The organism is Nocardia sp. NPDC055029, assembly GCF_053608525.1.
Window position 1 is genome coordinate 1 of record NZ_JBSGVQ010000073.1, and the last position, 13068, is coordinate 13068.

A 13068-nucleotide genomic window follows, 5' to 3' on the forward strand; every position below is an offset into this window, starting at 1 on the left:
GGAGCAAGCAACGGTGCCTGACCGGCGGGACAGGAGGGGCCGCGACCTCGAGCGCGCCAGCGCTCAGACATTTCTGTCGGTGGGTCCGCCTAGCATGGCTGACGGGGGTTCATGTCCGGTCGGCGGATGACGATGGAGAAGGGATTCACCAGGTGGCGGAACGCCTCACTGTGCGCGGAGCTCGGGAACACAATCTCAAAGGTGTCGATCTCGATCTGCCTCGTGACAGCCTGATCGTGTTCACCGGTCTTTCCGGTTCGGGTAAGTCGAGCCTGGCGTTCGACACGATCTTCGCCGAGGGGCAGCGCCGCTACGTCGAGTCGCTGTCGGCCTACGCGCGCCAGTTCCTCGGGCAGATGGACAAGCCCGATGTCGACTTCATCGAGGGCCTCTCGCCCGCGGTGTCGATCGACCAGAAGTCGACCAACCGCAACCCGCGGTCGACGGTCGGCACCATCACCGAGGTCTACGACTACCTGCGCCTGCTCTACGCCCGCGCTGGCACGCCGCACTGCCCGGTCTGCGGCGAGCTGATCGCCAAGCAGACCCCGCAGCAGATCGTCGACCAGGTGCTGGCGATGGAGGAGGGGATCAAGTTCCAGGTCCTCGCGCCGGTCGTGCGCACCCGCAAGGGCGAGTTCGTCGATCTGTTCGACCAGCTCAAGACCCAGGGCTACTCGCGCGTGCGGGTCGACGGCGTGGTGTATCCGCTCACCGATCCGCCGAAGCTGAAGAAGCAGGAGAAGCACGACGTCGAGGTCGTTGTCGACCGGCTCGCGGTGAAATCCGCGTCCAAGCAGCGGCTCACCGACTCCATCGAGACGGCGCTGCGGCTGGCCGACGGCATCGTGGTGCTGGACTTCGTCGACCGCGACGAGCACGCCCACGACCGCGAGCGCCGCTTCTCCGAGCGCTTGGCCTGCCCGAACGGCCACGCGCTCGACATCGAGGATCTCGAGCCGCGCTCGTTCTCCTTCAACTCGCCCTACGGCGCCTGCCCCGACTGCACCGGCCTCGGCATCCGCAAGGAGGTCGACCCGGAACTGGTGGTCCCCGATCCCGAGCTGAGCCTGGCCGACGGCGCGATCGCGCCGTGGTCGCGCGGGCAGACCGCCGAGTACTTCAACCGGCTGCTGTCCGGTCTGGCCGAGTCGATCGGCTTCTCCATGGACACCCCCTGGCAGGACCTGCCGGCCAAGGCGCGCAAGGCGGTGCTCGAGGGCAGCTCCGACCAGGTGCACGTGTCCTACGTCAACCGCTACGGCCGCAAGCGGTCCTACTACGCCGATTTCGAAGGCGTGATGCCGTTCCTGCACCGGCGCATGGACAACACCGAGTCCGAGCAGATGAAAGAGCACTACGACGGCTACATGCGGGATGTGCCGTGCCCGGTCTGCCACGGCGCCCGGCTGCGCCCGGAGATCCTGGCCGTCACACTCGCCGCCGACGGCACCGACAAGTCGATCGCCGATGTCAGCGATCTGTCCATCGGCGACTGCGCCCACTTCCTGAACACGCTGACGCTGGGGGAGCGCGAGGCCGCGATCGCCGGACAGGTGCTCAAGGAGATCCAGGCGCGCCTCGGCTTCCTGCTCGACGTCGGCCTGGAGTACCTGACACTCTCGCGGGCGGCGGCGACGCTGTCCGGCGGCGAGGCGCAGCGTATCCGGCTCGCCACCCAGATCGGGTCCGGTCTGGTCGGTGTCCTCTATGTGCTCGACGAGCCGTCGATCGGCCTGCACCAGCGCGACAACCGCAGGCTCATCGAGACGCTGCTGCGCCTGAAGAAGCTGGGCAACACCCTGATCGTCGTCGAGCACGACGAGGACACCATCCGCGCCTCGGACTGGGTGGTCGACATCGGCCCGCTGGCCGGCGAGCACGGTGGCCGCGTCGTGCACAGCGGTCCCTACACCGAGCTGCTCACCGAACCCGAATCACTCACCGGCGCTTACCTTTCCGGCCGGGAGCAGATCGAGGTGCCGATGGTGCGCCGTCCGATGGACAAGAAGCGCAAGCTCACCGTCGTCGGCGCCACCGAACACAATCTGGCCGGGATCGACGTGTCCTTCCCGCTCGGTGTGCTCACCTCGGTCACCGGTGTCTCCGGCTCGGGCAAGTCGACCCTGGTCAACGACATCCTGGCGACGGTGCTGGCGAACAAGCTCAACGGCGCGCGCCAGGTGCCGGGCAGGCACACCAGGATCAACGGCCTCGATCACCTGGACAAGCTGGTCCAGGTCGACCAGTCGCCGATCGGCCGCACCCCGCGCTCGAACCCGGCCACCTACACCGGCGTCTTCGACAAGATCCGCACCCTGTTCGCCGCGACCACCGAGGCCAAGGTCCGCGGCTACCAGCCGGGCCGGTTCTCGTTCAACGTCAAGGGCGGCCGCTGCGAGGCGTGCTCGGGCGACGGCACGCTCAAGATCGAGATGAACTTCCTGCCGGATGTCTACGTCCCGTGCGAGGTGTGCCACGGCGCCCGCTACAACCGCGAAACCCTCGAGGTGCACTACAAGGGCAAGACCATCGCCGAGGTGCTGGACATGCCGATCGACGAGGCCGCCGAGTTCTTCGAACCGGTCACCTCGATCCACCGCTACCTCAAGACCCTCGTCGAGGTCGGCCTCGGCTACGTGCGCCTCGGCCAGAGCGCGCCGACCCTGTCCGGTGGCGAGGCCCAGCGCGTGAAGCTGGCCGCCGAGCTGCAGAAGCGCTCCACCGGGCGGACTGTCTACATCCTCGACGAGCCGACCACCGGCCTGCACTTCGAGGACATCCGCAAGCTGCTCAAGGTGATCAACGGGCTGGTCGACAAGGGCAACACGGTGATCGTCATCGAGCACAACCTCGATGTCATCAAGACCTCGGACTGGGTCGTCGACATGGGTCCCGAGGGCGGTTCCGGCGGCGGTACCGTGGTCGCGACGGGCACGCCGGAAGACGTGGCCCAGGTGTCGGGCAGCTACACAGGACAGTTCCTCAAAGAGGTGCTCGCCGCTCCGGCTCCGGTGCTGCCCCCGGCGAAGAAGGCAGCCAAGAAAGCGGCGCCCGCGGCGAAGAAGGCGCCTGCCGAGACGGCCGCGGCCAAGCGGCTGGCGCGAAAGGCGGCCGCGCTGCGCTGAGGCCGGATAGCCTGCCTGACGGGACTTCCCGAAAACGCGACAAAGTGAAACACGGGTGGGTAGCATTCGCCTCACCGTTGCCGGAGTACCGGACAGTAACGGTTAGTCGAACCGGCATCCCGTGGTGTCTCGCGCCCGTGGGCGGCGCGATCGCGGATGTCGTGCAGTTTGAAAGGAACGTCCCCATGGATGAAGCCACCACGGCGCTCATCGGCCAGATTCTGTCTTTCCTCAGTGGCGGGTCCTCGGTGGCCTACGAGCCCACCAAGCCGACTGTCTGACCCGGCAGAATCGAAAGGAACACCTGAGTAATGGATACCGGAAGCGCGGCGCTGTTCAGCGCCATCGCCAACATGATCTCCTCCGGCTCGGCCGTGTCGGTCACGCCGGGCACCCCGCCGGTCACGCCGCCCCCCGCGGCCTGAGTTCGACGAAATAGCGGCCGCCCTGGCCCGTAGACGCGAAGATCCGCCGACGTGCGCGTCGGCGGATCTTTTCGTTTCTCCGGTCGCGGGTCCGGTCAGTGCACCGGGCCGGTGTACTTCTCGCCGGGGCCCATGCCGGGCGCGTCGGGCACCGAGGAGGCCTCGCGGAACGCGCGCTGCAGCGCCTGCAGACCGTCGCGGATCGGGCCCGCGTGCGGGCCGAGGTACTCCACCGACGCGGTGACCAGGCCGGCCAGCGCGGTGATCACCCGGCGCGCCTCGTCGAGGTCGACGTGCGCCCCGGAGTGCGGGTCCTCCGACGCCAGCCCCAGCTTCTCCGCGGCCGAACTCATCAGCATCACGGCGGCGCGGCTGATCACCTCGACGGCGGGGATGTCGGCCAGGTCGCGCACGGGGGGATCGAGCTCGTCAGTCATGGCGACAAGGCTATCTCGGTGCCGTTGCGGCCCGTCCGCGCCAGGCCGATTCGGCGATAGCCGAATGCGATGCTAGACTTTCCGCTGACGACCGCCCCTGGTTGTGTCATGCAAGCCTGGGGCAGATAAGTGGAGCCCGACTCCCACCGTTACCGGCGAGCAATCGTACTGGACTAACGGTCCCGGTCACCCGTCCCTGTGACGGGTTTCCTGTGTGCCTGGCACGCAGGGGTCGACACCGAGCTCGTGAGGGCATCGGCTGTGGGCGATCGGTCGACATCGGGCCCCGTCGCGGAGAAATACCGCAACGGGGCTTTCGTGTTGAAACAGGGGTTGCAGTTATTGCGCGCGGTCGTTATGACGACACCGCTTGACCTAGGAGGCCCCATCAGCACTGAGACCCGCATCAACGATCGCATCCGTGTTCCCGAGGTCCGTCTCATCGGACCCGGCGGCGAACAGGTTGGGATCGTGCGTGTTGAAGATGCACTTCGCGTCGCGCTCGAAGCCGACCTCGACCTCGTCGAGGTGGCACCCGATGCCCGTCCGCCGGTCTGCAAGATCATGGACTACGGCAAGTTCAAGTACGAGACGGCGCAGAAGGCGCGCGAGTCCCGGAAGAACCAGGTCCAGACCGTGATCAAGGAGCAGAAGCTCCGCCCGAAGATCGACGACCACGACTACGAGACCAAGAAGCGCAACGTGGTGCGCTTCCTCGAAGCCGGGTCCAAGGTCAAGGTCACGATCATGTTCCGTGGTCGTGAGCAGTCGCGGCCCGAACTCGGTTTCCGGTTGCTCCAGCGCCTGGCCTCCGACGTCGCCGAACTCGGTTTCGTCGAGACCTCGGCCAAGCAGGACGGCCGCAACATGACCATGGTCCTCGCTCCCCACAAGGGCGCGAAGACGCGGGTGAAGGCACAGCAGGAATCGGCGCCGGCGGCACGTCCGCTGCCGACCGGTCCCGCGAGCGCCGACCCGGCTGCGACGGTCGAGCCGACCGCGCCTGCCGAGCAGGCTGCGCAGGCCGACTCGCAGTAACACCGATTTCAACGACTAGATAGAGGAATCCATGCCGAAGAACAAGACCCACAGCGGCGCCAAGAAGCGATTCAAGGTGACCGGCAGTGGCAAGCTGCTTCGCGAGCAGGCGAACCGTCGCCACCTCCTGGAGCACAAGGCCACCCGCCGGACTCGTCGTCTGGAAGGCACGGAGTCCGTCGCTGCCGTCGACGCCCCCCGCGTGAAGCGGCTGCTCGGTCTCGCCTGAGACCGTCGCAACCTGACGATTCCGCGGCCGGGATAACCGGACGCCGACAACTACCGAACTCGGGCGCCCGCCGCGCCCCCAGATGATCAAGGACTGAAAAGTGGCACGCGTCAAAAGGGCCGTCAACGCTCAGAAGAAGCGCCGTTCCATCCTCGAGGCCTCCAAGGGCTACCGGGGCCAGCGCTCGCGCCTGTACCGCAAGGCCAAGGAACAGCAGCTCCACTCGCTGACCTACGCCTACCGCGACCGCAAGGCGCGCAAGGGTGACTTCCGCAAGCTGTGGATCGCTCGTATCAACGCCGCCGCGCGTCTGAACGACATCACCTACAACCGCTTCATCCAGGGCCTCAAGGCCGCCGGTGTCGAGGTTGACCGCAAGATCCTCGCCGAGCTCGCCGTCTCCGACGCCGAGGCCTTCGCCGGTCTCGTCGCTGTCGCCAAGGCCGCGCTGCCCGCCGACGTCAACGCCCCGGCCACCGCTGCCTGAGCTTGACGACACACAGCGATCTGTCGGAACGACCCGTGGACGCGCTCTCCGAGCGCAATCCGCGGGTCGTTTCCGCTGTCAAGCTCCAGCGTGCCGCGCAGCGCCGCAAGTCCGGCCAGTTTCTCGCCGAGGGCGCCAATGCCGTGACCGCCGCGCTGGAGACCGGTCGCGTCCGTGAGCTGTTCTATTCACTCGCCGCGGCCGAACGCGAGACCGCGCTGATCGCCGGTGCCGCCGCCGACGGCGTACGCACCACGCTGGTCAGCGACCGCGCCGCCGAGCACCTCGGCGAGACAGTCACCGCGCCGGGTCTGGTCGCGGTGTGCGAGCTGCTCGATGTGCCGCTCGGCGAGGTCCTCGACCGTAGTCCGCGCATGCTCGCCGTCCCCGTCGAGATCGCCGAGCCCGGTAATGCGGGCACCCTGATCCGGGTCGCCGACGCGGTCGGCGCCGACGGCGTGATCCTCGCGGGGGAGACCGTCGACCCGCACAACGGCAAATGTGTCCGGGCCAGCGCGGGCAGCGTCTTCCACGTGCCGATCGCGCGCAGCCGCGATATCACCGCCACTCTCGACGCGATCTCCGCGGCGGGTGTCACGATCCTGGCCACCGCGGCGAACGGCGAAGTCGATCTCGACGATGCCGACGAGATCCTCGCGGGACCGGTCGCCTGGCTCTTCGGCAACGAGGCGCACGGCCTCGATCCCGCCGTCGCCGCCCGCGCCGACCATCGCATCCGCATCCCCATCCACGGTCGCGCCGAAAGCCTGAATCTGGCTGCGGCAGCGGCGATCTGCCTCTACGCGAGCGCCCGCGTCCAGCACGCGAAGTAGCGGGCGGTCAGCACCCCGGCGCGGCGGAACTGCGCAGATCGTCGAGGATTTCGGTGGCCCAGGGGAGCGGGATCGCCTCGCTCCCGGCGACCTGCATGGCCGTCATGATCGTCAGCAGCATTCCGGTGGCCACGAAACGGCGTGACTCGAGGGTGTCGGCGCCGGTGAGCTCGCCGATCAGGCGATAGATCCGGCCGAACCGCTCGCGCATGGGATCGCCGATCGCGGGATCGGCGCTGGCGGCGGCGCCGTGCAGGAGCATGAGCGGGAGTTCGCGTTCGGCCAGGAAGACGTCGAAGCCATGGCCCAGGATGCGCAGCGCTTCGGCGGTATCGGCGTCCTGGGGGACCTCGGCCCCGCGGAACACCGCCTCGATCCGCCCGCACACCTCGTGCAGGGCGGCGAGGAACAGGTGCTGTTTGGTGCCGAACAACCGGATCACATAGGGCTGCGAGACACCGGCCAGCCGGGCGATCTCATCGGTTTTCGTTGCGGCGTAGCCGGATTCGGCGAAGGCGTGCACCGCGGCCTCGAGCACCTGCGCGCTGCGCTCGGATGCGGTCATCCGGGTTCTCGTGCCGCCCATCGGTATGTTCCTCCTCGAAGTCCCGTCGCCTCTTGACATGTTATCAGTCGATGCATAACCATGGTCGATATTAGTTATCAGTGAATAACAACAAGGGTTGGACATGACTCAGACACTCGAACCCGGCGATGCCGTTCTCGCCGACACGCAGCCGCCCGGCGGCACGAAGACCGCACCGCTGGGCGCGGTGATCGCCGCAGTCGGCATCCCGATGTTCATGGTGACGCTGGACAACCTCGTCGTGACGAACGCGCTTCCGGTGATCAAAACCGAACTGGGAGCGTCTCTTTCGGATTTGCAGTGGTTCATCAACGCCTACACGCTGTCGTTCGCCTCGCTGCTGCTGACCGCCTCGGCCCTGGGTGACCGGATCGGCCGCCGCCGGGTGTTCCTCGCCGGCATCGCCGTCTTCGTCGCCGCGTCGGCGGCCTGCGCGCTCGCGACCGAACCGTGGATGCTGATCCTGGCCCGCGCGATCCAGGGTGCGGGCGGCGCCGCGGTGATGCCGCTGTCGCTGACCCTGCTCGCCGCGGCGGTCCCCGCGCGGATGCGCAGCGCCGCGATCGGCATCTGGGGCGGCCTGGCCGGGCTGGGCGTCGCGGTCGGTCCGGTGGTCGGCGGCGCGGTCGTCGACGGGCTGAACTGGCAGTGGATCTTCTGGCTCAATGTCCCGATCGGCCTGCTGGCGCTGCCGTTCGCCGCGCGCGTTCTCGCCGAATCACGCGGCACCGCACGGCGATTGGATCTGCTCGGGCTGGTGCTCTCGGCCGGTGGCGTGCTCGCGCTGGTGTGGGGTGTCATCCACGGCGCCGACGACGGCTGGACCGCGCCGCGCGTGCTCGCCGCGCTGATCGGCGGCGCAGCGCTGCTCGTGGCGTTCGTCGCCTGGGAACGCTACGTCACCGACCCGATGCTCCCGCTGCGCATGTTCGCCTCGCGCGGACTGAGCCTGAGCTACCTCGTCTCCTTCGGTTTCTCCGCCGGTGTCTTCGGCGCGATCTTCCTGCTGGCCCAGTTCTTCCAGGTCGTGCAGGGCTATTCGCCGCTGGAATCCGGCATCCGCACCATGCCGTGGACCATGGTCCCGATGGTCGTCGCGCCGCTGGCCGGGCTGGTCGTCGACCGCGTCGGACCGCGCGTCCTCATCGCCACCGGACAGGTCTTGCTGGCGGTCTCGCTGGCCTGGATGGCGCTGATCACCACCACCGACGTCGCCTATGTCGCCTTCGTTGCCCCCTTCGTCCTCGGCGGTATCGGCATGGGCCTGACCTTCGCCCCGTCCTCCACCATCGTCATGGCCAGCGCCTCCCCGGCCGACCAGGGCATGGCCTCGGGCATCAACAGCACTGTCCGCGAAGTGGGCGTGGCCATGGGCATCGCCGTGCTCGCCTCGGTGTTCGCCTCGCACGGCTCCTACACCGACCCCCAGGCCTACGTCGACGGCCTCGTCCCCGCGGTCTGGGTGGGCGCGGCACTGGTCGCCGTCGTGGCGGTGGTGGCGGCGTTCCTGCCGCGCCACACCCGGCAGTCCGTCTGATCCGGATGGTCCGCGTGCCCACCTCGGCGCGCGGGCCATCGTTCCCCTACGAGCCCACCGCGGCGATCACCTCGGGCATGGCGACGATCTGCTGCGGATCCTCGTACAGGATGATCCCCGGTGTATCGGAATCCAGCCGCTCCCAAGCGATCCCGTGGGTATCGAGGATATCGAGGTACCCACTGACCCGGTCGATCATCGGCAGCGCCGTCGACTTGAACCACGCCGCCGCGCCGGGATGCCGGTCGCGGTCGTAGACCCGCCGATCCACCTCGTACGGATTCACCAGATGATCGGCGAACCAGTCGTTGCCACTGCGCCGGAACCGCTCCTGTTCAACGGTCAGCCGACCCTCCGACGACAGACCGTTGACCAGGGCGAACACGCCGGGAAATCGCCCGTGCGGGTTGGGCTGAGCGGACTGGAACCGCACATACAACCGCCGCACCGAGGGCTCCGACCGGCGACCCGGCACCGGAAGTCGTCTCAATCGAGGTCCTCCGAGCTGCGGGGTCCAGGCTCGGGGGAGGTCTGTGGCCGTTCGCACAACCCGGCCGCACGCGGGAAGGGGCGTCGGCCGATAGGCCGGATGCCGAGTCCGCACCGTGCCAGGCCACTCCCCGCAGCGGTGAGTCGCGTGCGCCGGTCTTGGGGCGGGGTCGAGTCGCAAGTCTGTTCAGGCATCGAGTCGTCCTGTTCTCGAGTCGAACACGCTGATGTGTTTGAACAGTTGGACGGGGCGCGAGCCCATTTGGTTCCCTCGAATTTCCCGGGGCCGCTCAGCGCGATGCGAAGCACCAGCACGACGCGCCGCGGTCGGCACTCATGCCCACCGCCTCAGGTGGTGCCGGGTCGCTGCTGACCGAGACTTCCATCGAGGCGGTTGACAGTGCGGAGGTCGTGGATCGCCCAACCCCCGCCACGGCGGATCGGCTGGTGTGCGGCTCCAGGCGTTTTCGCGGTGCGGACACTTCCGGCCCGGTGAACGGCGTGCGGTCGGCCGACGCGAACAGGCGTCGCCATCGCATTGGAGAGCCTCCGAATGTCGTTGCCCGGCACCAGCAATGAGCCGTGTGGGTCAGTTCTGCGAGGGCAGCATGACGACGCGGCTGTTCTCGACGTCGACGACGTACACCTCGCCCTGCGGGCCGAGCGCGATGCCGACCGGGGCATTGAGCCCTGTGAACGGCAGCACGGTCGGTTCCGCGGCACCGGGGGAGAGCATCAGGACCCGGTTGTGCCTGTTGTCGGCGACATACACCTCACCTTTCGGGCCGACCGCGATACCCGAGGCCCCGTCGACGTCGTCGAACGGCAGCACCGACACGGTATTCGTCGCGGCGCCGAGCACACTGACGGCGGTGTTCGCCGTGGTCACATACACATCGCCCCGGTCGTTGACCGCCACCGCGTACGGACCGATCACGACGGGAAACGGAACCACCATCGGGGTGGCCGAGGCATGCGGCGACACCACCACCCGGTTGTTGAGAACATCGGCCACGTACACGTCCCCGAGACCGCGCACCGCGACCGCGACCGGTACGTTCAACCCGCTGAACGGAAGGTCCCATTGCTGTCCCCTGGCCGGTGCGAGGGCGACGACGCGGTTGTTCACCGAGTCCGCGACATACACGGTGTTCTCGGCGCTCACCGCGATGCCCATCGGACGGGAGAGGCCGGTAAACGGCAGCGTCCGCTGGGTGCCGGACGCCGGCTCGTACATCACCACCTGGTCGCGGGCGTAATCGCTGACGTAGACGTTCCCATCACCATCGACCGCCACCCCGTACGGATCGTCGAGATTACTGAACGGCACCACCGTCTGCTCGCCGCCGCTCGGCGATGTCGGCCACAGCACGTACGCCGCTGCCACGACCACCGCAAGCAGGGCGGCCACCAGCACCGAGCGCAGGCGCCACCGCCGCAGCCGCCCACCCGAGCCGGGTGCTGCCACCTCCTCGACCACGCTCCTGGCCGCCATCGCCTCGGCCGGTGCGGGCGGTCCGGTCAGGTCGAGAGCCGGGCCGGCGGGCCGGGTCTCGACCTCGGCAAAACCGCACGCCGCGGCATGTGCGGCCTCGCTCAACTCCCGGCAGGACGAGTAACGGTCGTCGCGGTTCTTGGCCATCGCACGCCGGACCACCAGGTCGAAGTCGACCGGCAGACCCGTCACCATCTCACTCGGCCGCGGGATCGGCTCGTGCAGATGACCGTGCATCACCGACGGCGCGCTCCCGCCATACGGCGGAACCCCGGTCAGCAATTGGAAAAGGGTACAGCCGAGCGCATACACATCCACCCGATGATCCAGATCGTCGCCGGTGATCTGCTCGGGAGCCGCGTAGTGCAGGGTCGCCACCAGCATCCCCGTCTTCGTCAGGTGCGCGGTGTCATCGACCGTCCGGGCTGTACCGAAGTCGGTCAGCAACACCCGCTCCGGAGCCTCCGCGGTCAACAGAATGTTCGCCGGCTTCACGTCCCGATGGACAACCCCCGCCCGGTGCGCGTGATCGAGTGCCCGCCCCGTCTCGGTGATAATGCGCACCACCCGGCCGATCTCCAGCGGCCCGGACGCCACCGCGGTCCTGACGTCCACACCTGGCACGTACTGCATCGCGATCCACAACCGATCTCCCTCCTGACCACGGTCGTAGACGGTCACGATGTTGGGATGCTCGAGCAGCGCCGCATGGTCGGCCTCGGACTCGAAGCGACAACGCACATAGTCGTCCTCCACCCACTCCGAGGCGAGAACCTTCAGGGCGACCTTCCGGCGCAACGTCGGATGCCGGGCCAAATACACCGTCCCCATCCCACCCCGGCCCAGAACACGCTCGATCGTGTAGCCGGCGATCGTCACGCCAGGGGCCAAAGCGTCGCTCACACCGTCTGCACCACCTTCCCGATCTGTCCCGTCAATTGCGCGAACCACCCGCGTGGGGGCGCGGTGCCCAGCAAGGGGGTCAGGACCGGAACGATCCCATCCGAGTCGTGGGGATGCGGTGGGTTACCGGGCTCCGGTCGTGGTCGGCGGCGTCACCTCCGGGGATTCACTCGCCACCTCGGCCGGAACACCGAGTTCGACCTTGATGTACGGTTCGAGCAGTGTCGTCCACGACGCGAGCATCTTCTGATACTCCTCGGGACATTCCTCCGCGCGGTCCGCCGGCAGCCGCCCCTCCTGCTCCGGTTGTCCGGGTTCTGCCACCAGCGGGCCGAGTACGTCGGGGAGAGCACCGTAGTCCCAGCACAGCAGATTGTAGCCGCGGACCTGGTTGAGCGAGTGTTCGTCGGCGAATGCCTGGGCGTTCAGGCTCGCCGGATCGTCTGCGATGTCGAACCAGAAGTCCGCCCCCGCTGCCACGCCCGCCACCCCGGCCGGCCCGGGCGTGGTCAACTGCAACAGTGCGCCGACCTGGTCGGCGGAGTCCTCCTCGCGTCCAGTAGTCGGCAGCGAATACAGGTCGATCGCCATGTGGCCGGACTCATGGAAGGTGATCATCCGTGTGACACCGTCGAAGTACAGGTTGAAGTAATCGGCGCGGCCCTCGGCCTGCAAGGTGGCGTAGTCTTCGGCGAACTTGAACATCTCGTAGCACAACACCATCCGGTCGGCCTCGTCATCCCAGAACGCGTTGAACCCGCCGCATTCCATGCCGACGACCGGGATGTCTTTGGGTAGTTTGTAGATCTTCCCCATCGCCTCGGCCAGGTCCTCGATCACCTCGTTGTCGCGGGCGATGTCCTGGCCTGCTTTGGCCTCCTCCGACAGGGCAGCATGCTCGTACTCCGGTACGAACTTGCCCGTGTCGGGCACCTGACTGGTTGTGGCATCCGTGGCTGCCGGCGCCGCCGGGTTCTCGCCATTCGATGAACACCCCGCGGTCACTACAAGCGAAAATGCGGCAACCGCCGCGCATCGGTGGAGCAAGTTATGCGGTGCAGCCATCGACATCATCTCCACAGACCAGGTCGTGAAATGCGAGAGCGTAGAAAAATTATAGCAGCCGCGGAACTTGCCGCCGCTTGTCTTCGCGTGGAACGCATCTGTTTTGCTACCAGGCGGAAGAAATGATTCGTGCACTTCGCGGTGGATCGGCGGCCCTTGTCATTCTGATTCAACCGGATCGATCGCCAGGCCGACCGCCACCACCAGCGTGGCCTTTTCTCACCCCGTGCATATCTTGCTGATCCGGTTGTCCTGCTTGATTTCCCCACGTTCGACGAACCGCGCGGACTTCTTCGTGGTGGACTGACAGACCGGCATCGACTCCCGATGACGGAGACCTGTATCTGTGCAACATGTTTCCCTGTTGCTTCCCGGCCGAAGCGCGACGAGCGGCACCCCGCGGGCAGTACAGCCCC

Annotated in this window: 11 protein-coding genes; 6 read left to right on the forward strand and 5 right to left on the reverse strand. The window is 67.5% G+C overall.

Translation table 11 applies throughout. The annotated features are described in order from the left end of the window. Window positions 1-152 precede the first annotated feature (152 nt). Window positions 153-3128 (forward strand): excinuclease ABC subunit UvrA, encoded by a 2976-nt coding sequence (gene uvrA, locus ACWF9G_RS33900; RefSeq protein WP_452520291.1) that lies wholly within the window; start codon window positions 153-155, stop codon window positions 3126-3128. A gap of 520 nt (window positions 3129-3648) precedes the next feature. Here uvrA and ACWF9G_RS33905 read toward each other — a convergent pair. Continuing rightward, window positions 3649-3990: a DUF1844 domain-containing protein gene (locus ACWF9G_RS33905; protein WP_378856137.1), complete on the reverse strand. Its 342-nt coding sequence runs from the start codon at window positions 3988-3990 to the stop codon at window positions 3649-3651. Between the two features lie 357 nt (window positions 3991-4347). Between ACWF9G_RS33905 and infC the strand changes: the two genes are divergently transcribed. From infC to ACWF9G_RS33925, 4 genes are all read left to right on the forward strand, one after another. Further along, window positions 4348-5028, forward strand: a complete 681-nt coding sequence (infC, locus tag ACWF9G_RS33910; protein ID WP_379311262.1) for a translation initiation factor IF-3 — start codon at window positions 4348-4350, stop codon at window positions 5026-5028. Window positions 5029-5059: 31 nt separating this feature from the next. Then, complete coding sequence (gene rpmI, locus ACWF9G_RS33915) at window positions 5060-5257, forward strand: 50S ribosomal protein L35 (protein ID WP_218716546.1); 198 nt, start codon at window positions 5060-5062, stop codon at window positions 5255-5257. Between the two features lie 100 nt (window positions 5258-5357). Then, a complete protein-coding gene (gene rplT / locus ACWF9G_RS33920; protein ID WP_019046423.1) occupies window positions 5358-5744 on the forward strand; it encodes a 50S ribosomal protein L20 in 387 nt (128 codons plus the stop codon). 35 nt (window positions 5745-5779) lie between these two features. Then, complete coding sequence (locus ACWF9G_RS33925; protein WP_452520293.1) at window positions 5780-6577, forward strand: TrmH family RNA methyltransferase; 798 nt, start codon at window positions 5780-5782, stop codon at window positions 6575-6577. Between the two features lie 7 nt (window positions 6578-6584). Here ACWF9G_RS33925 and ACWF9G_RS33930 read toward each other — a convergent pair whose 3' ends face one another. Further along, window positions 6585-7142 (reverse strand): TetR/AcrR family transcriptional regulator, encoded by a 558-nt coding sequence (locus ACWF9G_RS33930; protein ID WP_379311257.1) that lies wholly within the window; start codon window positions 7140-7142, stop codon window positions 6585-6587. 124 nt (window positions 7143-7266) lie between these two features. Here ACWF9G_RS33930 and ACWF9G_RS33935 point away from each other — a divergent pair, with 124 nt between their 5' ends. Continuing rightward, a complete protein-coding gene (locus ACWF9G_RS33935) occupies window positions 7267-8700 on the forward strand; it encodes an MFS transporter (protein WP_452520295.1) in 1434 nt (477 codons plus the stop codon). A 46-nt stretch (window positions 8701-8746) separates the two neighbouring features. Here ACWF9G_RS33935 and ACWF9G_RS33940 read toward each other — a convergent pair whose 3' ends face one another. From ACWF9G_RS33940 to ACWF9G_RS33950, 3 genes are all read right to left on the reverse strand, one after another. Beyond that, window positions 8747-9148 carry a hypothetical protein gene (locus ACWF9G_RS33940; RefSeq protein WP_452520297.1) on the reverse strand — a complete coding sequence of 134 codons (402 nt, stop codon included), beginning with the start codon at window positions 9146-9148 and terminating at the stop codon, window positions 8747-8749. 630 nt (window positions 9149-9778) lie between these two features. Beyond that, entirely contained in the window at window positions 9779-11587 is a 1809-nt protein-coding gene (locus ACWF9G_RS33945) for a serine/threonine-protein kinase PknD (RefSeq protein WP_452520299.1), read from the reverse strand. A gap of 123 nt (window positions 11588-11710) precedes the next feature. Further along, window positions 11711-12787, reverse strand: coding sequence for a DUF4344 domain-containing metallopeptidase (locus ACWF9G_RS33950; protein ID WP_452520301.1), 1077 nt, complete (start codon window positions 12785-12787; stop codon window positions 11711-11713). Between the last annotated feature and the right edge of the window lie 281 nt (window positions 12788-13068).